Raw genomic sequence first — 23,305 nt, 5'->3', positions numbered from 1 at the left:
GGCGTGCGCCTTGCCGGGTGCTTGCGAACGCAGGACCGCTGCGGGCGCCCCCGGACGTCAAAAAAGTTGCGCAAAATAAAGAGCCATCCGTCAGGATGGCTTTTTTGTATCGTTCGCTAGTCGGGCGTCAGGCCGGGAACACGCCGGTCGACAGGTAGCGGTCGCCCCGGTCGCACACCACGAACACGATGGTCGCGTTCTCCACCGTTTGGGAAATGCGCAGCGCCACTTCGCAGGCGCCCGCCGCCGAGATGCCGCAGAAGATGCCCTCTTCCGCCGCCAGCCGGCGCGCCATCTGCTCGGCCGCCGCCTGGCTGACCGGCTCCACCTGGTCCACGCGCGCCTTGTCGTAGATCTTCGGGAGGTAGGCTTCCGGCCACTTGCGGATGCCCGGGATCGAGGAACCTTCTTCCGGCTGGGCGCCGATGATGCGCACCGCCGGGTTCTGTTCCTTCAGGTAGCGCGACACGCCCATGATTGTGCCGGTGGTGCCCATGGCGCTGACGAAGTGGGTGACGCGCCCTTCGGTGTCGCGCCAGATTTCGGGGCCGGTGGTTTCATAGTGGCCGCGCGGATTGTCCTGGTTGCCGAACTGGTCGAGGATGATGCCCTCGCCGTTCTTCTGCATCTGCTCGGCCATGTCGCGCGCGTACTCCATGCCGCCCGACTTCGGGGTCAGGATGATCCTGGCGCCGTAGGCCGCCATGCTCTGGCGGCGCTCGACCGACAGGTTGTCCGGCATCAGGAGCACCATCTTGTAGCCGCGGATGGCGGCCGCCATCGCCAGCGCGATGCCGGTGTTGCCGCTGGTCGCTTCGATCAGGGTATCGCCCGGCTTGATCTGGCCACGCGCTTCGGCCCCGCGCAGCATCGACATGGCGGCGCGGTCCTTCACCGAACCGGCCGGGTTGTTGCCTTCGAGCTTGCCGAGGATGATGTTGTTGCGGGCAGCCGCGTCCGCGCCGGGCAGGCGCACCAGTTGCACCAGCGGGGTGTTGCCGATCGTGTCTTCGATGGTCTTGTAAGCCATTCCTTGCTCTCTCGCGATTTCCTAAACCGCTATTCTAATCCGGACGGCAAGGCGGCGTATTTGTCGGGCTTCGTCCGTCGGGTGGCGCGGCTCGACTGCGCAGCATGATCTGACGGGATTGTCTGCGCCGCCCACGCGTTCAGGCATGACTCGAACAGCCCTTGCGTCTGCGCGGGCCGGGGTTGAACGCGTGGGCGGCGCACACGCCGGCGGCAACGCACGCCGCCTGGTGGAGCCGCCCACCCTACGACAATCAGCGCTGCGGCAGCGGATAGCTGGCGACGCTCGGGTTGCCGTCCTTGTCGACTGCCTGCACGCCGAAGAACACGTTGTCTTTCGACAGGTCGATGGTCGCCTCGGTGACATTCCCGACCCACTTCGAGCCCTGCCACTCGCTGGCGGTGGTGTCGCGCCAGACGATGCGGTAACCCGCCACGTCCGGTTCGGCATTCGCCTGCCACACCAGGGTCGAGTCGTTGGTCAGCTTGTCGGTGCGCAACTTGACGTTCTGCGGCGCGCCTGGTGCCAGCGCCAGCGAGGCCAGTGCCGCAGCGTTCACCTTGGTCACCTTGGCGATGTAGTCGTAATCATTAAACTCGATCAGGTCGCCGTAGACCTTGCCGTTTTCGGTACGCAGGTCCTGGTGCTGGTGCGCGAAGTCCTCGGCCGGCTCGGTAAAGCGCAGCGCGGCGTAGCCCTGCTCCAGGAAGGGCATGTGGTCGCCGCCGCGCAGGTAGCGGTCGGCGCGATGGATCAGCGAGACCTTGAAGCCCTTTACGTAGCGCTCGCCCATCTCCTTGATATGGCGGCCCAGCTGGCGCGAGAGCGAATCGCTGTCGCCGCCGGTGGCCACCAGCTGGCGCACGGTTTCGCTCATCTCCTTGGTGGCCGGGATGCTCTGCGAGAACAGGCGCACCTGTTTGTTGTCCACCTTGCCATTGTCGGCGCGCGAGCTGCCGATGATGTCGTTGGTGAACATGCCGGCGATGTTCAGGTTCTTCTGGCGCGCCTGGGTGGCCCAGTGGCGCGCGCCCAGCAGGCCCTGCTCTTCGGCGGCGACCGCCATGAAGACGATGGTGGCGTCGAACTTGTGCTTGGCCATCACGCAGGCCAGTTCCATGGTGGCCGCGGTGCCGGAGGCGTCATCGTTGGCGCCCGGGGCATCGGCGGTGTAGTTCATCACGTCGCTGACGCGCGAATCGTAGTGGCCGCTGACCACGTAGATGCGGTCCTTCGAGGCTTCCTGGGTGCCCGGCAGCGTAGCGACCACGTTGACGATCTCGGTCGGGCGCGAGATGCGGGCCGAGACCGGGGCGATGTGGCTATCGAAGGAAACCTGCAGCGGCGTGCCGGCGCCGCAGCGCTCGAGTTCCGCCTTGATCCAGCGGCGCGCGGCGCCGATGCCGCGGGTGTCGGATTCGGTTTCCGACATCGTGTGGCGGGTGCCGAAGCTCACCAGCTTGGCGACATAGGCCTCCATGCGCTTGGCCGAGATCTCGGAGAGGATCTTGTTGATCTGGGGCTGCTGGCGCTTGAAGTCCGGGGCCGCGGCGACCGGTGCGGCGGCGGCCGTGCCGGCGCTAACGGCGAGCAGTGCGGCCAGCAGGGAGGAAGAAATGCGGGCGTGAGGCATGAGTACCTTTCTGGTTTATGGAGTGCAAGTGGCGTGCACATCTTCTCATGCGGATTGATTGGTGTCAGTCAATACATCTGCCGGGTACGCAGGCACGCTGCCGGCCGGCCGGCCCTGTAACATTCGATAACACAGTCGCAATCGGACACCGGCCGGGCTCGTCTAGTATGGAGCCAGGCAGACAAGGAGTTCCATCATGAAGAAATCGGCTACGTCACTGTTGTTGCTTGCGCTTGTATCGCTGTCGTCCGCCGCCATGGCGGATCCGTGGAAGGGCGGCCGTCACAGCCGCGAACACAAGCAGACCTACTGGGATGGATACTGCAAGGTCGAGCAGAAATGGAAGAAAGGCGAATACAAGGAAAAGCGCAAGTGCAAGCGCCCGGACGCTCGCTACGCGGAGCGCCGCTACGACGATCGGCGCTACCGTGAGCACGACGTTGAACGCCCGGTCGTGTATCAAGGCTATTACCCGGTGAACTCGTACTACTATCCCGACGACGGCCGCCACGCGCGCCGCGATCCGCAGGTGAACATCGACATCCGCATCCGCCAGTAAGCCGACGCGTGCCAGCATCAAAAACCCGCGTCGCCGCGGGTTGGCTTCTTACATCGCCGCCTTCTGCTCGCCTGGTTTGTCCTTGGCGGCCGTCTTGGCGGAGGTTTTCTCCGTCTTGGCCGGCTTGGCGGCGCCGGCTTCCATCGGCTTGCCGTTGACAGTCAGGCCGGCCTCGGACAGCTTCATCGCCTTCTTGCCGCCCACGCCCTTGACGCGCTGCTGGAAGTCAGCCCAGTCCTTGAACTCGCCCTTGGCGCGTTCGTCGAGGATCATCTTCGACATGCTCGGCCCCACGCCCTTGATGCCGTCCAGCGCGGCCGCATCGGCCTTGTTGACGTCGACCTGGGCGAAGGCGATGCCGGTCGAGGCGACCAGCGCGGCAATGGCGAATACCAGTTTCTTGATCATTGAATGTTCTCCGTAGGTTTTCGTATGATGGACGGCGGCGCCATCCACCCACGCACTAACGGAGCTGCCGGGCCGTCGTTGACGGCCCGGATTTGAGCGAACTCAACCGGGGAACAGTTCCTCGCGGGTGACGGTCGCCGTGCCCAGCTTGCCGACCACGATGCCGCCGGCGCGGTTGGCGGTGGCCAGCGCTTCGTCCAGCGGCGCGCCCGCGCCCAGCATCGCGGCCAGCGTGGCGATGACGGTGTCGCCCGCGCCCGAGACGTCGAACACTTCGCGCGCGTCGGCATGCACGTGCAGCACCTCCTTGTCGGTGTACAGGCTCATGCCCTCTTCCGAGCGGGTCAGCAGCAGTGCGTCGAGTTCCAGTTCGGCGCGCAGGCGCTGCGCCTTCTCAGTCAATTGTTCTTCGGTCTTCCAGACGCCCACCACGCGCTGCAGTTCCGAGCGGTTCGGGGTCAGGAGGGTCGCGCCGCGGTAGGGGCTGAAATCGTCGCCCTTGGGGTCGACCAGCACGACCTTGCCGGCCGCGCGCGCTTCTTTCACCATCTCGGCCACGTTCGCCAGCGCGCCCTTGTTGTAGTCGGACAGGATCACGACGTCGTACTCGGGCAACAGCGCGCGGAACTGGTCGAGCTTCTCGACCAGCACGGTCTCGGTGGGCGCATCCTCGAAGTCGATGCGCACCATCTGTTGCTGGCGGCCGATGACGCGCAGCTTGATGATGGTCGAGATCGCGTCGTCGCGCTTCATGTAGCTATGGATGGACGATTCGCGCAGCAGCTTCTCGACCTCGTCGCCCGCTTCGTCCTTGCCGGTCACGCCCAGCAGGCCCGTGTGGGCGCCGAGCGCGGCGGCATTGCGCGCCACGTTGGCGGCGCCGCCCAGGCGCTCCTCGCGGCGCTCGATGCGCACCACCGGCACCGGCGCTTCCGGCGAGATGCGCGAGACGTCGCCGAACCAGTAGCGGTCGAGCATGACGTCGCCCACCACGAGCAGGCGCACGCTGGAGAGTTCGGGGGCCGCCGCGCGGCGGAAGCTGTCTGCCGCCAGCAGGCGGTTCGGGATCGGGTCGGTCATAGGTAAGGCTGCGTCAGTTCATCACATTGAGTTCTTCGGTGCGGCGCGGCGGGTAGGTTTCCCAGCGGCTGCAACCCGGGCACTGCCAGTAGAACTGGCGCGCCTTGAAGCCGCAGTGGCTGCACTGGTAGCGCGCCAGCTTCTGGGTATAGCGCTGCACCAGGTTCTTCACCATCGACAGCTCTTCCCATACTTCGGTGCGGGCATCCATCAGGTGCGCCTCGAGCAATTTATCCAAGCCAAGCAGGGTCGGGTTGCGGCGCAATTCCTCGACCACCAGCTGTTTGGCAGCTTCCACGCCGTCGAGTTCGATCACGGCCTTGAACACCACCTCGATCAGGTCAATCGAGGATGCTTCGGCCAGGTAGGAGCGCAACAGGTTGACGCCTTCCTGTGGTCGCCCCACCTTGCGGTAGCCATCCATCAAACGTTGCGCCACCAGGGCCACGTGCGGCACGCTCTGCTGCTCGACGCGGCGCCAGGTCAGCAGGGCCGCCTCGGTATCGCCCTGGGCCAGCTGGGCGTCGCCGATCAGGATGGTGGCGCGCACGCTGGAGCGGTCGGCCAGCAAGGCCTTGTCGAGCAGCTGCATGGCGTCGCTCGGCTGCAGGTGCACCAGGGCGTCCTGGGCCAGTTCGCAATAGAACTGGGCGATTTCCTTCTGGCGCGCGCCGGCGCCGGACTCCTGCAGGCCGTTGGCCACGTCGATCGCGCGGCGCCATTCCTTTTCGCGCTGGTAGATTTCCAGCAGCGCGCGCCGCGCCTGCACCTCGAAGGCGGTGCCCACCAGCAGGTTGAAGGTTTCCTCGGCGCGGTCGAGCAGGCCGGCCTTCAGGTAGTCCATGCCGAGTTCGTACTGGGCGTGGGCCTTCTGCTCGCCCGGGAGGTCGGGACGCGCCAGCAGGTTCTGGTGGACGCGGATGGCGCGCTCGATCTCGCCGCGGCGGCGGAACAGGTTGCCGAGGGCAAAGTGCATGTCGGCCGATTCGGGGTCGAGCTTGACGATCTCGATGAAGGAATCGATGGCCTTGTCCGGCTGGTCGTTGAGCAGGTGGTTCAAGCCCTTGAAATAGCCGCGCGGCAGGGTGCGCGATTCGTAGACCAGCGAATTGATGTCGACGCGGGCGGCGATCCAGCCGAGACCGAAGATGAATGGGATGCCAAGCAGCATCCAGAGTTCGAATTCCATGTGTTCTTGTTCTGTGTTGGCGCGCGGCGGCTTAGGGGGCCAGCTTCTGCGCCGGGTTCACGGCATCCGGGGCCGGTGGGGCGTTGCCGGTGCCGGCGGCGCTCTGCAGGGCTTGGATGGTGTTCTTGTGCTGCGAGGTCTGGCGGCGCTGGCGGAACACGGTCGGTGTCAGTGCCAGGATGCCGAGGGCGGCGCCGGCAATGAAAAAAGCCAGCAGCATCAAGACGAGGGGGCCGCGCAGTTCGTAGTTGAGGAAGAAATGCAGGTCGACTTCCTGCGTGTTCTTCAGGGCGAAGCCGAAGAACAGGACAAACAGGATGACGCCAACAATGGTGGAGACAAATTTCATCAGCAGTGCCCGCTGGGTGAGTGTGCAAATGCTTGCACAAAGGCAAAGTGTCGCATATCCGACATGATATTTCAAAAGCCGAGCTGGCGCTGGCCCGGCAAGCTGCCGGCAAGGCACGAAAAAAAACGGCATCCCCAAGGGGACGCCGTTCTTGCCTGCCAGCCAGCAGACGACTCAGTCTTCCATGATCGGTTGCCCGACCATCGCGTCCACCCGCTCGCGCAACTGCTTGCCCGGCTTGAAGTGCGGCACCCGTTTTTCGGGCACCATCACCTTGTCGCCGGACTTCGGGTTGCGGCCGATGCGTGGCGGCCGGCTGTTCAGCGCAAAGCTGCCGAAACCACGGATCTCGATGCGCTGCCCGGTCGCCAGGGCGTTGGTCATCGCATCGAGGATGGTCTTGACGGCAAACTCGGCATCTTTCGCCACCAGCTGAGAATAGCGCTCAGCCAGGCGGTTGATCAGCTCGGACTTGGTCATCTGGTCGCCTCGAAAAGGTGATTAGCCCTTGTTGTCGAACTTGGCCTTCAGCAGTGCGCCCAGGCTGGTGGTGCCCGAAGCGGCGCTGTTGTCGGCTGCCAGCTTGTTCATTGCTTCCTGGGTGTCAGCGCTGTCTTTCGCCTTGATCGACAGCTGGATGCTGCGAGCCTTGCGATCGATGTTGATGACCAGGGCTTCGACCTTGTCGCCCACTTTCAGGTGGGTGCCGGCGTCTTCCACGCGGTCACGCGAGATTTCCGAAGCGCGCAGGTAGCCTTCGACTTCGTCGTTCAGCGCGATCACGGCGCCTTTCGGCTCAACCGACTTCACGGTGCCGGTGACCAGGGTGCCCTTGTCGTTCAGCGAAGCGAAGTTGTTGAACGGGTCGCCTTCCAGCTGCTTGACGCCCAGCGAGACACGCTCGCGCTCGACGTCGATGGCCAGCACGACGGCTTCCAGCTCGTCGCCCTTCTTGAACTTGCGCACGGCTTCTTCGCCGGCTTCGGTCCAGGACAGGTCCGACAGGTGCACCAGGCCGTCGATGTTGCCCGGCAGGCCGATGAACACGCCGAAGTCGGTGATCGACTTGATCGAACCCTTGACCTTGTCGCCCTTCTTGTGGGTCATGCCGAAGTCGTCCCACGGATTCGCCTTGCACTGCTTCATGCCCAGCGAGATACGACGACGCTCTTCGTCGATTTCCAGGACCATGACTTCGACTTCGTCGCCCAGCTGGACAACCTTGTTCGGAGCCACGTTCTTGTTGGTCCAGTCCATTTCCGAGACGTGCACCAGGCCTTCGATGCCCTGCTCGACTTCCACGAACGCGCCGTAGTCGGTCAGGTTGGTGACCTTGCCGAACAGACGGGTGCCCTGCGGGTAGCGACGCGACAGACCGGTCCACGGATCGTCGCCCAGCTGCTTGACGCCCAGCGAAACGCGGTTCTTTTCCTGGTCGTACTTGAGGACCTTGGCGGTGATTTCCTGGCCAACCGACAGCACTTCCGACGGGTGACGCACGCGACGCCATGCCAGGTCGGTGATGTGCAGCAGGCCGTCGATGCCGCCCAGGTCGACGAACGCACCGTAGTCGGTGATGTTCTTGACGACGCCGGTGACCACGGTGCCTTCTTTCAGGGTTTCCATCAGCTTGGCGCGCTCTTCGCCCATCGATGCTTCGATGACGGCGCGACGCGACAGGACGACGTTGTTACGCTTGCGGTCCAGCTTGATGACCTTGAATTCCAGGGTCTTGCCTTCGAACGGGGTGGTGTCCTTGACCGGACGGGTGTCGACCAGCGAACCCGGCAGGAATGCGCGGATGCCGTTGGTCAGGACGGTCAGGCCGCCTTTGACTTTACCGTTGACGGTGCCGGTGACGATCTCGCCCGACTCCATTGCTTTTTCCAGAGCCAGCCACGATGCCAGGCGCTTGGCCTTGTCGCGCGACAGGATGGTATCGCCGAAACCGTTTTCGAGCGATTCGATGGCCACGGAAACGAAGTCGCCGATCTGGACTTCCAGTTCGCCCTGGTCATTCTTGAATTCGTCGACCGGAATGAAGGCTTCCGACTTCAGGCCGGCGTTGACGATCACGAAGTTGTGATCCAGGCGCACGACTTCAGCCGAGATGACTTCGCCCGAACGCATGTCTTGACGCGACAGCGATTCTTCGAAAAGGGCGGCGAAGCTTTCCATGCCGGTATCTTGATTGGTTGCAGTAGACATAAAGGTTATTACTCGAGTTAGCCCAGCAGGCCGGCAATGGTGCGGACTGAACTGGGGTTAGGTTGACACACACCTGCGATGGCGGAATTGCCGCCGCAGGCACCCTGCAAGATGACGGTCCTGGGACCCTCACCACCACGAAGCAGAACCGGGTTTCGCAGCGCAGCCATCTGGCGATGACTCAAGCCGACGATGATGCACAGAACTCGGATCCGCCTGCGCGGAAAGTCCTCGCCGCCATGGGCAACGAAGACAATTCAAAACACTAAAACTCATGCATGCGCATACCAGGCCAACACCTGTTCGACCGCGTCAAGCGCCGACATGTTCGAGGTATCGAGCATGTGCGCATCCTCCGCCGGGACCAGGGGAGCGATGGCGCGCTTGGTGTCGCGCTCGTCCCGCTCCTTCAAATCCTTCAGGAGATCGTCCATATTAGCAGAAAATCCTTTGTCAATCAATTGCTTATACCGGCGTTGCGCACGCGCCTCGACGCTTGCGGTCAAGAACACTTTTAATTTCGCGCCGGGAAAGATCACCGTGCCCATATCGCGCCCGTCGGCCACCAGGCCCGGTGTCTCGCGAAAGCCCAGTTGCAGCGCATACAGGGCCTGGCGCACGGTCGGCAAGGCGGCGATCTTCGATGCCATGTTGCCAACTTCTTCCGCCCGGATCGCCCCGGTGACGTTCTCGTTGTTGAGGAAGATGTCGCCGCCGACGAAGCGCGCCGGCAGGTGTTCGGCCAGCTTGGCGATGCCGTGCTCGTCGCGCAGCTCGATGCCGCGGCGCAGCGCCTGCAGCGCCGTCAGGCGATACAGGGCGCCCGAGTCGAGCAGGTGGAAGCCCAGGCGCTCGGCGACCTTGGCGGCAACGGTGCCCTTGCCGGAAGCGGTCGGGCCGTCGATGGCGATGACGGGAATGGGATTATTTGGCATGTGATGGTCGCGGGGGTAAAACGGTCCAGTCGGCATTCTACTGTTTCCCCCGCGACGCCGTGTTCAAAACAGTTCGTTCTTCGCGATGCCGGCGAAGGCCTCGAAGTATTCCGGGAAGGTCTTGGCCACGCATTTCGGGTCGTTGATGCGCATGGCATTTCCCCTGCGTGCCGCGCCGTCCAGCGAAGCCAGCGAGAAGCACATCGCCATCCGGTGGTCGTCGTAGGTGTCGATGGTGGCGGGTTTGAGCTGTTCCGGCGGGGTGATGCGGATGTAGTCCGGCCCCTCCTCCACCTCGGCGCCGAGCTTGCGCAACTCGAGCGCCATCGCGGCCAGGCGGTCGGTTTCCTTCACCCGCCAGCTGGCGATGTTGCGCAGCGTGCTGGGGCCGTCCGCGTACAGCGCGGCCACGGCAATGGTCATCGCCGCATCCGGGATGTGGTTGAAGTCGGCGTCGATGGCTTTCAAGACGCCGTTCGAACGCGCCTCGATCCAGTTCTCGCCGCGCGTGATGATGGCGCCCATGCGCTCGAGCGCGTCGGCGAAGCGCACGTCGCCCTGGATACTGTTCTGGCCCACGCCTTCCACCCGTACCGGGCCGCCGGCAATCGCGCCGGCCGCCAGGAAGTAGGAGGCCGAGGACGCGTCGCCCTCGACGTGGATGCTGCCGGGCGATGCATAGCGCTGGCCCGGCTGCACGGTGAACGAGGCCCAGCCGTTCTGCTCGACCGTCACGCCGAAACGGCGCATCAGGTTCAGGGTGATCTCGATGTAGGGCTTGGAGATCAGCTCGCCGACCACGTCGATCGACACCGCATGGGTGGTCGCCATCAGGGGCGCGGCCATCAGGAGCGCGGTCAGGAACTGGCTCGACACGTTGCCGCGCACCGCCATGCGGTTGGCCGCGATGCGGCCGCGCTTGATGCGCAGCGGCGGGAAGCCCGGCTCCCCCGTGTACGCGATCTGGGCGCCGACCTCGTTGAGCGCATCGACCAGGTCGCCGATCGGGCGCTCGTGCATGCGCGAGACGCCGTGCAGGGTGTAGTCGCCGCCGATCACGGCCAGGGCCGCCGTCAGCGGACGGATCGCGGTGCCGGCGTTGCCCATGAAGAGGTCGGCCTCGTGGACCGGCAGCACGCCGCCATTGCCGTGCACGGCCACGGTGCGCTCGTCCACTTCATCCCACTGGATGCCCAGCGAGCGCAGCGCGCCCAGCATCACCATGGTGTCGTCGGAAGCCAGCAGGTCGTGAATGAGGGTCGTGCCCCTTGATAACGCGGCCAGCAGCAGCGTGCGGTTCGAGATGCTCTTGGAGCCCGGCAGGCGCACCGATCCTTCCACATGGATCACGGGTTCAAGGTCGATATGCTGCGGGTAGTGTTTAGACTGCGTCATTCTATGTCCTGGTTCTGCGGGGGCGGCGGCGAGCCGGCCTCGATCGCCTCGATCCATTCGCGCCGCGCACGCTGGGCGTTGGCGAAGACGGCTTCGAGGCCGCGTCCATCGGCGGCGGCAAGCGTCGCCCGCAATGAAGTCAATTGTGCCAGATAGGCATCGAGCTCGGTGAGCAAGGCCTCGCGGTTGGCCAGGCTGATGTCGCGCCACATTTCGGGCGAGGAGCCGGCGATCCGGGTGAAGTCGCGAAAGCCACTGGCGGCGTATTGGAACAGCAGGCCGGCATGCGGCTTGGCGGCGATGTCGTCCACCAGCGCATAGGCCAGCAGGTGCGGCAGGTGGCTGACGGCGGCGAACACGCGGTCGTGGTCCTGCGGGCTCAAGGTATGGATGAGCGCACCGCAGTGGCGCCACGCCGCGGCCACGCGCTCGACGTCGCCTGCCGGGTTTTCGGGCAGCGGCGTGAGCACGGTCTTCTTGCCGCGGTACAGCTCGGCGCGCGCGGCATCCGGACCGTTGGATTCGCTGCCCGCGATTGGGTGGCCGGGCACGAACTGCCGGATGCGCTCGCCCAGCGCCGCGCGCGCGCTGGCCACCACGTCGCATTTGGTGCTGCCGGCATCGGTGAGGACGGTGTGCGGCTCCAGATACGGCAGCAGAGAAGCGAGGATCGCCCCGGTCTGCCCGACCGGGGCGGCCAGCAGCACCAGGTCGGCGCCGCGCATGGCTTGCTGCGGGGTCTCGCAGACCTCGTCCACGATGCCCAGCGCGAGCGCACGCGCCATTGCCGCCGGCTCACGGCCCAGTCCAGCCACGCTGCGCACCACGCCCGCCTGCTTGAGGGCCAGCGCGAAGGAACCGCCGATCAGGCCGACGCCGACGACGACGAGCCGGTCGATCATTAGCCGAGAACCTTCCTGAGCGCTGCGATGAAGGCGGCATTCTCTTCCGGCAGGCCGATCGAGATGCGCAGCCACTGGGGCAGGCCGTAGTTGCCGACCGGGCGCACGATCACGCCCTGCTTGAGCAGCGCCAGGTTGACGCGCGCGCCGGCCTGGTCATCCATACCCACCTTCACCAGCACGAAGTTGCCGAACGAAGGGACATATTCCAGGCCGAGCTCGTCGAAGGCGGCGGTCAGCTGCTTGTACCCTTCCGCGTTGTTCTGCGCGCCCTTCTCGAGGAAATCCTTGTCGTTCAGCGCGGCGACCGCCGCGGCCTGGGCTAGCGAGTTGACGTTGAAAGGTTGGCGGATGCGGTTCATCAGGTCCGTCACCGCCGGCTGGGCGATGGCAAAGCCCACGCGCAGGCCGGCCAGGCCGTAGGCCTTGGAGAAGGTGCGCGAGACGATCAGGTTCGGGTACTTGCGCACCCACTGGCTCGACTCGAACTGGTGCTCGGGCGCCAGGTATTCGTTGTAGGCCTCGTCCAGCACCACGACCACGTTACTCGGGACTTTCTGCAGGAAGGCTTCGATCTCGGCGGCCGGGATGAAGGTGCCGGTCGGGTTGTTCGGGTTGGCGAGGTAGACCATGCGGGTATCGGGCTCGATGGCCGCCGCCATGGCGTCCAGGTCGTGGCCGTAATCCTTGGCTGGCACCACGATGGCGCGCCCGCCCACGCCCTGGGTAGCCAGCGCGTACACGGCGAAGGAGTACTGCGCGTACACGACCGATTCGCCTTTCTGCACGAAGGCATGGGCAGCGATTTCCAGGATGTCGTTGCTGCCGTTGCCCAGGGTGATCCAGTCGGCCGGCACGTCGTAGCGTGCGGACAGCGCGGCCTTCAGCTCGAAACCGTTGGCGTCCGGATAGCGGCCGAGGTCGGCGGCGGCCTGCGCCATGGCGGCGCGGCTCGACTCGGGGATGCCGAAGGGATTCTCGTTGGAGGCGAGCTTGACGATCTTGGCTTCGTCGAGGCCGAACTCGCGGGCCACTTCAGCGATGGGTTTGCCGGCCTGGTAAGGGGCGATGGCGCGGACGTAATCTGGACCGAATTGCGACATGGGATTCTCGAATAAAAATGGAAATTAAAGACTTTGCGGGTAGGAGCCCAGCACCTTGAAGAAGGCGGCGTTGTCCTTCAGCTCGTCGAGGGCGCGGGCGACGGCGGCATCGCGCACGTGGCCCTCGATGTCGACGTAGAAGTAGTACTCCCAGGTGCCGATGCGCGCCGGGCGCGATTCAAAACGCGTCATCGACACGCCGTGCTTCGCGAGCGGGGCCAGCAGGTTGTAGACGGCGCCCGCCTTGTTCGGCACGGCCAGCACGATGGCGGTATGGTCGCGCCCCGACGGGCCGGTCTCGAGGCTGCCGATCACGGCGAAGCGGGTGCGGTTGTGCGGGTCGTCCTGGATGTGGGCCTGCACCACGCCGAGCTGGTACTGCTCGCCCGCCATCTCGCTGGCGATCGCCGCCACGCTCGGGTCCTGGCTGGCCAGGATCGCCGCTTCCGCGTTGGAGGCCACGGCGCGGCGCTCGATGCCGGGATGGTGCAGGTTCAGCCACACCTGGCACTGGGCCAGCGCCTGCGAGTGGGCGCACACGACCGTGACGCCGTCCATGGAACCGGTCTTCGTCATCAGGCTATGGTGGACCGGGATCGAGATCTCGCCGCTGATGACCGTGGTGGTGGCCAGCATCAGGTCGAGGGTGCGGTTGATCGCGCCCTCGGACGAGTTCTCGACGGGCACCACGCCGAAGTCGGCGGTGCCGGCCTCGGTGGCGCGGAACACCTCGTCGATCGACACGCAGGGCAGCGTCTCGATGGCGCTGCCGAACTGCTGGAACACGGCCTGCTCGCTGAAGGTGCCCGACGGACCCAGGTAGGCGACCGTGACGCGCTTTTCCAGCGCGCGGCAGGACGACATGATCTCGCGGAAGATGGTCTGGACGTCGCGGTCCTTGAGCGGACCGGGATTGCGCTCGGCGACGCCGCGCAGCACCTGGGCTTCGCGTTCGGGACGGAACACCGGGGCATTGGTCTCGGCCTTCACGTGGCCGACTTCCTGGGCAATCTTGCCGCGCCGGCTCAGCAGTTCCAGGATTTGCGCGTCGATCGCGTCGATCTGTTCGCGCAGGGGAGTGAGTTTGTCTGACATATTCTGCTAACCAAAAATCGGGCGTTAAGCGATTCGCGATTGTTCATGTGTCTGTTGAACGCGTGGGCAGGACACCTGCCCACCCTACGTTACCGTGGTTGTCGTAGGGTGGGCGGATCCCCGCCCACGCGTTCAACCGGCCGATGCGTTGCCGCGCCAACCGGTAACGCATGATCATCTGCCCGCGAATTCGTTCAAATAATCGACGAGGGCCTGCACACCCTCGAGCGGCATCGCGTTGTAGATCGATGCCCGCATGCCGCCGACGGACTTGTGGCCCTTCAGTTGCAGCAGCCCGCGCGCCTTCGCGCCGGCCAGGAATTTGTCGTTCAGGGATTCGTCGCGCAGGAAGAACGGTACGTTCATGCGCGAGCGGTATGCGGGCGCGACGCGGTTCTGGTAGAAGTCGTCGGCGTCCAGCGCCTCGTACAGCAGGCGCGCTTTCTCGATATTACGCTGTTCCATCGCCGCCACCCCACCCTGGCGTTTGAGGTGGGCGAACACCAGCCCCGCGATGTAGATCGCGTAGGTCGGCGGGGTGTTGAACATGGAATCGTGCTCGGCCACGGTGCGCCAGTGGAAGGCCGAGGGGCAGATCGGCAGGGCGTCGTCCAGCAGGTCGTCGCGCACGATCACCAGGGTCAGCCCGGCCGGGCCGATGTTCTTCTGGGCGCCGGCGAAGATCACGCCGTACTTCGACACGTCGATCTGGCGCGACAGAATGTGCGAGGACATGTCGGCCACGATCGGCACCTTCGGCAGCGACTCGGGCACGAAGTTGTACTCGACGCCGTCGATGGTCTCGTTGGTGCAGATGTGCAGGTAGGCCGCGTGCGAGGTGAGGTTCCAGGTATCCTGCGGCGGCACGCCGGTGAAGCCGTCCGCCTCGCTCGAGGCGGCAATGTTGACGTGGGCGTAGCGCTTGGCTTCCTTGATCGACTTGCCCGACCAGGAGCCGGTGTGCACGAAATCGATCGTCGCCGGCTGCGGGCAGCAGCCGACCATGTTGAGCGGGATGATGGCGTTCTGGGCCAGTCCCCCGCCCTGCATGAACAGGATCTTGTAGTTCGGCGGCACCGCCAGCAGCTCGCGCAGGTCGCTTTCCGCCTGCCGGTAGATGGAGATGAATTCCGGACCGCGGTGGCTCATCTCCATGACCGACATGCCGCTGCCGTGCCAGTCGAGCATCTCGCTCGCCGCCTGCTGCAGCACCTCTTTCGGGAGGACGGCCGGGCCGGCCGAAAAATTGAATACCTGCGTGTCTTGCGCCATCCGGCGGTCCTTTCTATGCGCTTACGGTTTCTGTACGTCCTGGGCCATGTCCTGCATCAGCTTGGCGACGCGCGGCATCATCACGCGCTGGGCGGCAGCCATGCCCTCGGTCGCCAGCTTCGGCGTGAGCGTCATCATCTTGCGGCCCACCGGGCTCTGGTAGAACGCGGTCAGCTGCTTGATCTCGGCCACCGTGTAGTTGTTGGCGTACAGCGGCACCATTTCGTCGATCATGGCGTCGATCAGGGCCGGATCGTTGAAGATCTTCGCCAGCGACTGCGACATGTGCGGCAGCGCCTGCTCGACCTTGGCCATGGCTTCCTGCTTCTGCCTGGCGTCGAGCTTGGGGTCGGCCTGGATCATGCCGCCCAGCTGCTGGCGCATCATGGCCGGCATCGCCTGCTGCATCTGCGCGTACATGGCGTTCATGTTCTTGCGCATCTCCATGGCATTGAACATGGCCTTGACGGCGGTGGCCGCCTGCGGGTCGACGCTCGGCGCGGCCAGCGCGAACGAGGGGAAGGCCGCGAAGGTGGCGGCAGCGGACAGGGCGAGGATGAATTTTTTCATTGTTGTCGGTGTCTCGTTTGCCGCGCCGGCTGGGCCGGCGCGAAAAAAAGGCCGCGTCAATGCGGCCCCTCGGCTTATTGCGGCGCCTGTTCGAGCTCAACCTCTTCGAGGTCGGTTTCGACGACGCGCTGTAGGCCGGACAGCTTGGTGCCGTCCTCCACCGCGATCAGGGTCACGCCCTGGGTGGCGCGGCCCATCTCGCGGATCTCGGCCACGCGGGTGCGGATCAACACGCCGCCGGTCGTGATCAGCATGATCTCGTCGTTGGCGTCGACCAGGGTCGCCGCCACCACCTTGCCGTTACGTTCCGACTGCTGGATCGCGATCATGCCCTTGGTGCCGCGGCCGTGGCGGGTGTACTCCGTGATCGGGGTACGCTTGCCGTAGCCGTTCTCGGTGGCCGTGAGCACCGACTGCTGCTCGTTCTCTGCCACCAGCAGCGCGATCACGTTCTGGCCCTCTTCCAGGTTCATGCCGCGCACGCCGCGCGCGGTACGGCCCATCGGGCGCACGTCGTTCTCGTCGAAGCGCACCGCCTTGCCGCCGTCCGAGAACAGCATCACGTCGTGCTGGCCGTCGGTGAGCGCCGCGCCCACCAGCACGTCGCCGTCGTCCAGGTCGACGGCGATGATGCCGGCCTTGCGCGGGTTGCTGAAGTCGCGCAGCGGGGTCTTCTTGACGGTGCCCAGCGAGGTCGCCATGAACACGTAGTGGTCTTCCGGGAAGGTCCGGTTCTCGCCCGACAGCGGCAGGATCACGGTGATCTTCTCGCCGTCCTGCAGCGGGAACATGTTGACGATCGGCTTGCCGCGCGAGTTGCGCGAGCCCTGCGGCACTTCCCACACCTTCAGCCAGTACATGCGGCCGCGGTTCGAGAAGCACAGCATGTAGTCGTGGGTGTTGGCGATGAACAGCTGGTCGATCCAGTCTTCGTCCTTGGTCGCCATCGCCTGCTTGCCGCGGCCGCCGCGCTTCTGGGCGCGGTATTCGCCGATCGGCTGCGACTTCATGTAGCCGGTGTGCGACAGCGTGACCACCATGTCCTGCGGGGTGATCAGGTCTTCGGTTTCCAGGTCGCTGGCGTTGTGCTCGATGACCGAGCGGCGGGTGTCCTTGCCGTTGTCGGCGTAGTCGCTCTTGATCTGCACCATCTCGTCGCTGATGATGGTGGTGACGCGTTCCGGCTTGGCCAGGATGTCGAGCAAGTCGGCGATGTGGTCCATCACTTCCTTGTACTCGTTGATGATCTTGTCCTGCTCCAGCCCGGTCAGGCGCTGCAGGCGCATCTGCAGGATTTCCTGGGCCTGCTCGTCGGACAGCTTGTACAGGCCGTCGGATTGCATGCCGTAATGCTTCGGCAGGTGTTCCGGACGGAAGGCTTCGATGCCGCCGGACGCTCCCAGCTCGGTGCGGTTCAGCATTTCGCGCACCAGGGACGAATCCCAGGCCTTGCCCATCAGCTCGACCTTCGCAATCGGCGGCGTCGGCGCGGCCTTGATGATCGCGATGAAGTCGTCGATGTTCGCCAGCGCGACGGCCAGGCCTTCCAGCATGTGGCCGCGCTCGCGCGCCTTGCGCAGTTCGAACACGGTGCGGCGGGTGACCACTTCGCGGCGGTGCGACAGGAAGCACTCGAGCATCTGCTTGAGGTTCAGCAGCTTCGGCTGGCCGTTGACCAGCGCCACCATGTTCATGCCGAAGGTGTCCTGCAGCTGGGTCTGCTTGTACAGGTTGTTCAGCACCACTTCCGGCACTTCGCCGCGCTTCAGTTCGATGACCACGCGCATGCCCGACTTGTCGGATTCGTCGCGGATGTCGCTGATGCCTTCCAGCTTCTTGTCGCGCACGTTCTCGGCGATGCGCTCGAGCAGCGATTTTTTATTGACCTGGTAAGGCAGCTCGTCGATGATGATCGCGACGCGGCCGCCGTCCTTGCCGTATTCCTCGAAGTGGGTCTTGGCGCGCATCACCACGCGGCCGCGGCCGGTGCGGTAACCGTCGCGCACGCCCGAGACGCCGTAGATAATGCCGGCGGTCGGGAAGTCCGGCGCCGGGATCAGCTCGATCAGCTCGTCGATGCTGCAATCCGGGTTCTTCAGCAGGTGCTGGGCGCCGTTGATGACTTCCGACAGGTTGTGCGGCGGGATGTTGGTGGCCATACCCACCGCGATGCCCGAGGAACCGTTGATCAAGAGGTTCGGGATCTTGGTCGGCAGGACAGTCGGCTCTTTTTCCTTGCCGTCATAGTTCGGCTGGTAGTCGACGGTGTCCTTGTCGATGTCGGCCAGCAGTTCGCTGGCGATCTTGTCGAGGCGGCACTCGGTGTAACGCATCGCGGCGGCGCTGTCGCCGTCGATCGAGCCGAAGTTGCCCTGGCCGTCGACCAAGGTGTAGCGCAGGGAGAAGTCCTGGGCCATGCGCACCAGCGTGTCGTAGATCGACGCGTCGCCGTGCGGGTGATACTTACCCATGGTGTCGCCGACCACGCGCGCGCATTTCACGTACGGACGGTTGTGCGCGTAGTTACTCTCGTGCATGGAGTACAGCACGCGGCGGTGCACCGGCTTGAGGCCGTCGCGCACGTCCGGCAGAGCACGGCCCACGATCACGCTCATCGCGTAATCGAGGTAGCTCTTGCGCATTTCTTCTTCTAGGGAAATGGGAACTGTTTCTTTTGCGAATTGATCCATTGGGCGGGTCGACTGCTTTCAGGCTAATGGTTATTGACTGCAACGGATGATTCTACCATGGGGCAGTTAGTGCCAGCACAATTCCGTTTTCCCACCATGACAGTTCAACGATTGTCGAGGCCAGCCCAGCACGCTTGACCAAATGTTGCGCCCAAACAACGTTGATAAAAATATGCATCAAGTTTGATTTAGGTGCAGTCGTGCGTTTTTGGTGCATGTGGCAAAATGGACAGGAAATTAATTGATTGTTTCATAATGCGAAACTGGCCCCTTCCCCGGACGTGTTAGTATCTTGACCATAACGCCCCGCTGAGTTTCGCAAGGCATTTATCCCCGAAAGGAAAAAGAACATGAATAAACTGGCAACCCTCATGCTCGCTGCTTCGGCTGCGATCGCGGGCAATGTATACGCCCAAAGCGATGCACCGTACGCACCGCTGACCACGGACATCCAGGCGCGCACTCCGTACAGCGCCTATGTGCAGGACAGCCGCGGCGTGATCGCCCGCAATCCTTTCGGCCTGTGCTGGCGCACCGGTTACTGGACCCCGGCAGACGCGGTCCCGGGCTGCGACGCGCCGCTGTGCGTGCCGCCCGAGAAGCTGGAAAACGGCAAGTGCGTGGCCCCGCCGCCACCGCCGCCGCCAGTGGTCGAGGCACCTGCCCCGGCACCGACGCCGGCACCGGCTCCCGTCCCGACCTCGGAAAAAGTGTCCTACTCGGCTGACGCCTTCTTCGACTTCGACAAGGCCGTGCTCAAGCCGGCCGGCAAGGCTTCGCTCGACGATCTGGTCTCGAAGCTGGGCGACATGAACCTGGAAGTCATCATCGCCGTCGGCCACACCGACTCGATCGGCACCGATGCCTACAACCAGAAGCTGTCGATCCGCCGCGCCGAAGCCGTCAAGGCTTACCTGAAGGGCAAGGGCGTGGAAGAGAACCGCATCTACACCGAAGGCAAGGGCGAGAGCCAGCCTGAAGCCGACAACAAGACCTCGGCAGGCCGCGCCAAGAATCGCCGCGTGGAAATCGAAGTCGTCGGTACCCGTACCGTCAACAAGTAATCCTGACCGGATTGCATGAGGAACCCCGCTGAGGCGGGGTTTTTTTCGTTGTGGCAAAGACGGGGGCGGCCCGCCGCCGACGTGTGCGTACATATTTTCCGTGCGGCACCCCGTGAGCTTCACCATTTCCAGTATGATCCCGAGTATGAACACGAACGCAGACCCCTTAGAAATCCAGAAATTCAGCGAACTGGCCCACCGCTGGTGGGACCCGACGTCCGAATTCCGTCCGCTGCACGAAATCAATCCGCTGCGCCTCGAGTGGATCAATGCCCGCGCCCCGCTGCTGGGCAAGAAGGTGATCGACATCGGCTGCGGCGGCGGCGTGCTGTCCGAAGCCATGGCGCGCAAGGGCGCCAAGGTGACCGGCATCGACCTGTCGAAGAAGGCGCTGAAAGTCGCCGACCTGCACAGCCTGGAATCGGGCGTGGAAGTGCGCTACAAGCACATCTCGGCAGAAGAAATGGCCGCTGAAGAAGCAGGCCAGTTCGACGTGGTCACCTGCATGGAAATGCTCGAGCACGTGCCGGACCCGGCCTCGATCGTGCAGGCGGCCGCCACCCTGGTGAAACCGGGCGGCCACGTGTTCTTCTCGACGCTCAACCGCAACCCGAAGTCCTATCTGTTCGCCGTCATCGGCGCGGAATACATTCTGCGCATGCTGCCGCGCGGCACCCACGACTACGCCAAGTTCATCACGCCGGCCGAACTGTCGCAGTTCGCGCGGCTGGCAGGCCTGCAGGTCGACGGCCTGAAAGGCCTGACCTACAATCCGCTCACCAAGATCTACTCGCTCAACAACGACACCGATGTGAACTACATGGTGGCGTGCAGCAAACCGCTCTGATTCTTTCCATGACTCTCCCGATCGTCCTGCCGGCACCGCGTGCCATCCTGTTCGACCTCGATGGCACGCTCGCCGACACCGCGCCCGACCTCGCGGCCGCCGTCAACTGGCTACGCACCGAACGCGGCCTGCCGCCGACCCCGTACTCGGTGCTGCGCCCCACTGCGTCCGCCGGCGCGCGCGGCATGATCGGCGCCGCCTTCGGCCTGGCGCCGGGCGACGAGGGTTACGAGGAACTGCGCCTGCAATGGTTCGACCGCTACCAGGACAACATGGCAGTGCATAGCTCGCTGTTCGGCGGCGTGACCGAACTGCTGGTCGGGATCGAAGAAGCGGGCATGGCCTGGGGCATCGTCACCAACAAGCCGGCACGCTTCACCGATCCGCTGCTTCCGCAGATCGGCCTGTCGCATGCCGGCTGCGTGGTGTCGGGCGACACCGCCGCCTTCCCGAAACCCCACCCTGCCCCGCTGCTCGAAGGCGCGCGCCGCCTCAGCATCGATCCGGAGCACTGCTGGTACGTGGGCGACGACCAGCGCGACGTCGAAGCCGGCCGCGCCGCCGGCATGGTCACGGTGGCCTGCAACTGGGGCTATTGCGGCGCCATCGAACCCGCAACCTGGGGCGCCGACTACCTGCTCGACACGCCGGCCGACCTGCTGCAGACCCTGCGCAGCGTGGTGGAAAGCGCACGCGCGCTCGCCTCGGCAGCCTGATCCCCGAGGCGGGCCTCCCGGCCCGCCGAAGCGCTGGCCGCTTACAAGTCTTTACGATTGATACAGGCTTTCGTCTAGTTCTGTGCCGGGCTCGCCGGTAATCTACTCCCATACGACAACAAAACGTCTTTAACGGAGCAGAACATGGAAACCACCCGCATCAACCGCATTTATCCCCTGATGGCCGCTGCCGCCGTATCGGTCGTGATTGTCAGCCTGACCGGCGCCGCCGCGATCACCGGCCTGCTGCCGAATTCGAACAGCGCCCCCGACGTCCCTGCAAGCCAGCTGGCCGCTGCGCCTTATGGCGTGCAAGCGCCGGTGCAGCAGCCGGGCATGGTCCCGGTCACCACCGCCCAGGGCCAGGTCGTGATGGTGCCGGCTGCCGCGGTGCAGGGCCAGAGCGCCGCCGTCCCCCTGTCGGCCACTCCGGTGACGCCGCAGCTGGCCACCCAGCTGGCAGCCGGCCCCGCGCCGCAGATGGCGATGCCGGTCGCCGCAGCCCAGCCGGTCGCCTACCTGCAACCGGCCGCCCAGCCGGCCCCGGCGCCGGAACGTGTCGTGGTCAAGGAAGTGATCCGTGAAAAGCCGGTGGTGAAGGTGGTCGAGAAGACCCGTGTGGTCCACGCCAAACCGAGCGAACCGCGCTACTACCCGCAGCCGGCCCCTGCTCCTGCCCAGCCCAACTATGTGGGCATCGGCACCGGCGCCGTGATCGGCGGCCTGATCGGCAACCAGATCGGCGGCGGCAACGGCAAGAAACTGGCAACCGTAGCCGGCATCATCGGCGGCGGCATGCTCGGCAACGAAATCGCCAACCGCAACCGTTAAGCCGTCTTCCCTTGTAAAGCCGCAGGCAATCAGCCTGCGGCTTTTTTTCGGAAGATGCAGACGATGATGTCGCTCGGGAAGACACGCAGCACCGGAATCACGCACATGACGGCGGCGTACTGCAGCCAGAGCGACACGGGAGAGACCTTGCCGGCATAGCTCAGGCGCTCGCGCAGGCCCTTGGCACGCAGGGCCGGCAGTTCGGCGCAGTCGACCAGCTCGAAGCCCTGTCCCGCCACCAGCCTGGCAAGGTTGGCGGGGCTGAAATAATGCACGTGCGGGGACGGCATGTCTTTCTGCCACAGCCGCTCGAAGAGCATGCGCCATCCGAGACGGGCGACACATTTCGAGAACCGGTAGAAGAAGCCGCGGCTGCTGGGCAGGTTGAGGATCAGGATGCTCTCATCGTTCAGGTGTTGCCGGCAGGCGCCGAGGGCACTGCAGATATCGGCGATATGCTCGATGACGTCATTGAACACGATGGCGTCGAAGCGTTCGCCCTCCTCCAGCACATCGGGGAAGAAGCCGGCCCGCACCGGCAGGCCGCGGGCGGCGATACGCGCACCGACCGCCGCGTCGGGCTCGATGCCGAGCACGTCGAAATGCGCGCGCGCCGTCTCCAGGAACCAGCCATGGGCACTGCCGACATCGAGCAGGCTGCGACTGCCTGGCCGGACATGCCGCCTGGCGTAATGGACAATCGCGCGGAAATTCTCGAGCCGGATGGCCTTGAGTGCCGCTTCACGTTCAGCTTCGTCGATCTCGACGTCGGTGTGCTGGTTGATGGCAACGGACAGGGCCGCACTTTCATAGCGACATGCCGGACAGGCGGCATGCCATGATGCGAGGCCAGCCGTTTGGGTGTTGCCACAGACGATGCAAACCATTTCGATTTCCTTGTCGAAACGTGAAGCAGACGGCCGAACCGAGACATCATATTGCACTTTCGTCATGCTATGTTCGCTTCTTTTTGGCCTATTTGACCTTAAGCGAGATGTAAGCTATGGAGCTGCACCTGCTGAGGAATTGGAGTACAATGGAAGTTCTTTCGTTGGGGGCGACCTGGTTTCGACGTGGGTTGCAAAGCAGCGCAGGGCATACCGAGGACTGGTTACCTCGTAAATACATCCAGAAATCAATAACTGCAAACGATAACTCGTACGCACTCGCAGCTTAATTGCTGCTAGGTCCACAACACCTCGCCCCTGGGGTGTGTCGCAAGACTCGTGGACTCATTTACAGGGGCTCGCAGTAGGCCGGGTCACTTGGTCGACTGTTAAATCATAGGTGACTCGCCTGTCCAAAGGGTGCACATCCCCGTTGTCCAGGTTAAATTAATTGATAGTGCTAAGTATGTAGAACTGTCTGTAGAGTGCTTGCGGACGCGGGTTCTTATCTAAGGCGCCATTCTGAGCGCCTTTATTTTTGT

The 23,305-nt window shown here is 64.3% G+C and carries 22 protein-coding genes and 1 other RNA gene; 6 read left to right on the top strand and 17 right to left on the bottom strand.

Going from position 1 to position 23,305, the window contains the following annotated elements; translation table 11 throughout:
• Positions 1-127: 127 nt before the first annotated feature.
• Complete coding sequence (gene cysM / locus MasN3_RS08285) at positions 128-1,030, bottom strand: cysteine synthase CysM (protein ID WP_281913486.1); 903 nt, start codon at positions 1,028-1,030, stop codon at positions 128-130.
• Positions 1,031-1,283: 253 nt separating this feature from the next.
• The gene (locus tag MasN3_RS08280; protein WP_281913485.1) at positions 1,284-2,663 is read right to left on the bottom strand and encodes a M28 family metallopeptidase; all 1,380 of its coding nucleotides are present in this window, start codon (positions 2,661-2,663) and stop codon (positions 1,284-1,286) included.
• Between the two features lie 196 nt (positions 2,664-2,859).
• On the opposite strand from MasN3_RS08280, the gene MasN3_RS08275 reads away from it, so the two are divergent.
• Positions 2,860-3,222, top strand: coding sequence for a hypothetical protein (locus tag MasN3_RS08275; protein ID WP_281913484.1), 363 nt, complete (start codon positions 2,860-2,862; stop codon positions 3,220-3,222).
• Positions 3,223-3,270: 48 nt separating this feature from the next.
• On the opposite strand, the gene MasN3_RS08270 is transcribed toward MasN3_RS08275, so the two are convergent.
• The 14 genes from MasN3_RS08270 to gyrA form a co-directional block, all read right to left on the bottom strand.
• The gene (locus tag MasN3_RS08270; RefSeq protein ID WP_281913483.1) at positions 3,271-3,630 is read right to left on the bottom strand and encodes a ComEA family DNA-binding protein; all 360 of its coding nucleotides are present in this window, start codon (positions 3,628-3,630) and stop codon (positions 3,271-3,273) included.
• A 102-nt stretch (positions 3,631-3,732) separates the two neighbouring features.
• On the bottom strand, positions 3,733-4,710 hold the full coding sequence (gene rfaE1 / locus MasN3_RS08265; protein ID WP_281913482.1) for a D-glycero-beta-D-manno-heptose-7-phosphate kinase: 978 nt from the start codon (positions 4,708-4,710) through the stop codon (positions 3,733-3,735).
• A gap of 13 nt (positions 4,711-4,723) precedes the next feature.
• Positions 4,724-5,899 carry a lipopolysaccharide assembly protein LapB gene (gene lapB / locus MasN3_RS08260; protein WP_281913481.1) on the bottom strand — a complete coding sequence of 392 codons (1,176 nt, stop codon included), beginning with the start codon at positions 5,897-5,899 and terminating at the stop codon, positions 4,724-4,726.
• 31 nt (positions 5,900-5,930) lie between these two features.
• On the bottom strand, positions 5,931-6,248 hold the full coding sequence (locus MasN3_RS08255; protein ID WP_281913480.1) for a LapA family protein: 318 nt from the start codon (positions 6,246-6,248) through the stop codon (positions 5,931-5,933).
• Between the two features lie 174 nt (positions 6,249-6,422).
• Positions 6,423-6,728: an integration host factor subunit beta gene (locus MasN3_RS08250; protein ID WP_036216108.1), complete on the bottom strand. Its 306-nt coding sequence runs from the start codon at positions 6,726-6,728 to the stop codon at positions 6,423-6,425.
• Between the two features lie 21 nt (positions 6,729-6,749).
• Entirely contained in the window at positions 6,750-8,456 is a 1,707-nt protein-coding gene (rpsA, locus tag MasN3_RS08245) for a 30S ribosomal protein S1 (RefSeq protein WP_281913479.1), read from the bottom strand.
• A gap of 272 nt (positions 8,457-8,728) precedes the next feature.
• The gene (gene cmk, locus MasN3_RS08240; RefSeq protein WP_281913478.1) at positions 8,729-9,391 is read right to left on the bottom strand and encodes a (d)CMP kinase; all 663 of its coding nucleotides are present in this window, start codon (positions 9,389-9,391) and stop codon (positions 8,729-8,731) included.
• Positions 9,392-9,454: 63 nt separating this feature from the next.
• Positions 9,455-10,786: a 3-phosphoshikimate 1-carboxyvinyltransferase gene (aroA, locus tag MasN3_RS08235; RefSeq protein ID WP_281913477.1), complete on the bottom strand. Its 1,332-nt coding sequence runs from the start codon at positions 10,784-10,786 to the stop codon at positions 9,455-9,457.
• Positions 10,783-11,688 carry a prephenate dehydrogenase gene (locus MasN3_RS08230; RefSeq protein WP_281913476.1) on the bottom strand — a complete coding sequence of 302 codons (906 nt, stop codon included), beginning with the start codon at positions 11,686-11,688 and terminating at the stop codon, positions 10,783-10,785. Before MasN3_RS08230 ends, aroA begins: the two co-directional genes overlap by 4 nt.
• Positions 11,688-12,791 carry a histidinol-phosphate transaminase gene (hisC, locus tag MasN3_RS08225; protein ID WP_281913475.1) on the bottom strand — a complete coding sequence of 368 codons (1,104 nt, stop codon included), beginning with the start codon at positions 12,789-12,791 and terminating at the stop codon, positions 11,688-11,690. Before hisC ends, MasN3_RS08230 begins: the two co-directional genes overlap by 1 nt.
• 24 nt (positions 12,792-12,815) lie before the next feature.
• Positions 12,816-13,886, bottom strand: coding sequence for a prephenate dehydratase (pheA, locus tag MasN3_RS08220; protein WP_281913474.1), 1,071 nt, complete (start codon positions 13,884-13,886; stop codon positions 12,816-12,818).
• A gap of 174 nt (positions 13,887-14,060) precedes the next feature.
• Positions 14,061-15,158, bottom strand: coding sequence for a 3-phosphoserine/phosphohydroxythreonine transaminase (gene serC / locus MasN3_RS08215; protein WP_281913472.1), 1,098 nt, complete (start codon positions 15,156-15,158; stop codon positions 14,061-14,063).
• Positions 15,159-15,179: 21 nt separating this feature from the next.
• Positions 15,180-15,728 carry a DUF2059 domain-containing protein gene (locus tag MasN3_RS08210; protein WP_281913471.1) on the bottom strand — a complete coding sequence of 183 codons (549 nt, stop codon included), beginning with the start codon at positions 15,726-15,728 and terminating at the stop codon, positions 15,180-15,182.
• A gap of 74 nt (positions 15,729-15,802) precedes the next feature.
• Complete coding sequence (gyrA, locus tag MasN3_RS08205; RefSeq protein ID WP_281913469.1) at positions 15,803-18,418, bottom strand: DNA gyrase subunit A; 2,616 nt, start codon at positions 18,416-18,418, stop codon at positions 15,803-15,805.
• 350 nt (positions 18,419-18,768) lie between these two features.
• Between gyrA and ompA the strand changes: the two genes are divergently transcribed.
• The 4 genes from ompA (at position 18,769) to MasN3_RS08185 (ending at position 21,876) form a co-directional block, all read left to right on the top strand.
• On the top strand, positions 18,769-19,482 hold the full coding sequence (gene ompA, locus MasN3_RS08200) for an outer membrane protein OmpA (RefSeq protein ID WP_281913468.1): 714 nt from the start codon (positions 18,769-18,771) through the stop codon (positions 19,480-19,482).
• A 133-nt stretch (positions 19,483-19,615) separates the two neighbouring features.
• On the top strand, positions 19,616-20,329 hold the full coding sequence (gene ubiG / locus MasN3_RS08195; protein ID WP_370662336.1) for a bifunctional 2-polyprenyl-6-hydroxyphenol methylase/3-demethylubiquinol 3-O-methyltransferase UbiG: 714 nt from the start codon (positions 19,616-19,618) through the stop codon (positions 20,327-20,329).
• A gap of 8 nt (positions 20,330-20,337) precedes the next feature.
• Complete coding sequence (locus tag MasN3_RS08190) at positions 20,338-21,045, top strand: HAD family hydrolase (RefSeq protein ID WP_281913465.1); 708 nt, start codon at positions 20,338-20,340, stop codon at positions 21,043-21,045.
• A 144-nt stretch (positions 21,046-21,189) separates the two neighbouring features.
• Positions 21,190-21,876, top strand: coding sequence for a glycine zipper 2TM domain-containing protein (locus MasN3_RS08185; protein WP_281913464.1), 687 nt, complete (start codon positions 21,190-21,192; stop codon positions 21,874-21,876).
• Positions 21,877-21,905: 29 nt separating this feature from the next.
• Here MasN3_RS08185 and MasN3_RS08180 read toward each other — a convergent pair whose 3' ends face one another.
• Complete coding sequence (locus tag MasN3_RS08180; RefSeq protein WP_281913463.1) at positions 21,906-22,829, bottom strand: class I SAM-dependent methyltransferase; 924 nt, start codon at positions 22,827-22,829, stop codon at positions 21,906-21,908.
• Between the two features lie 100 nt (positions 22,830-22,929).
• On the opposite strand from MasN3_RS08180, the gene ssrA reads away from it, so the two are divergent.
• Positions 22,930-23,263: a transfer-messenger RNA gene (gene ssrA / locus MasN3_RS08175) on the top strand.
• Positions 23,264-23,305: the final 42 nt, after the last annotated feature.

Source organism: Massilia varians, assembly GCF_027923905.1.
In the GTDB taxonomy this organism is placed as follows: Bacteria; Pseudomonadota; Gammaproteobacteria; order Burkholderiales; family Burkholderiaceae_D; genus Telluria; species Telluria varians_B.
Note: the sequence above shows the minus strand (reverse complement) of the source record. Positions and strands in the feature narration are given on the sequence as shown.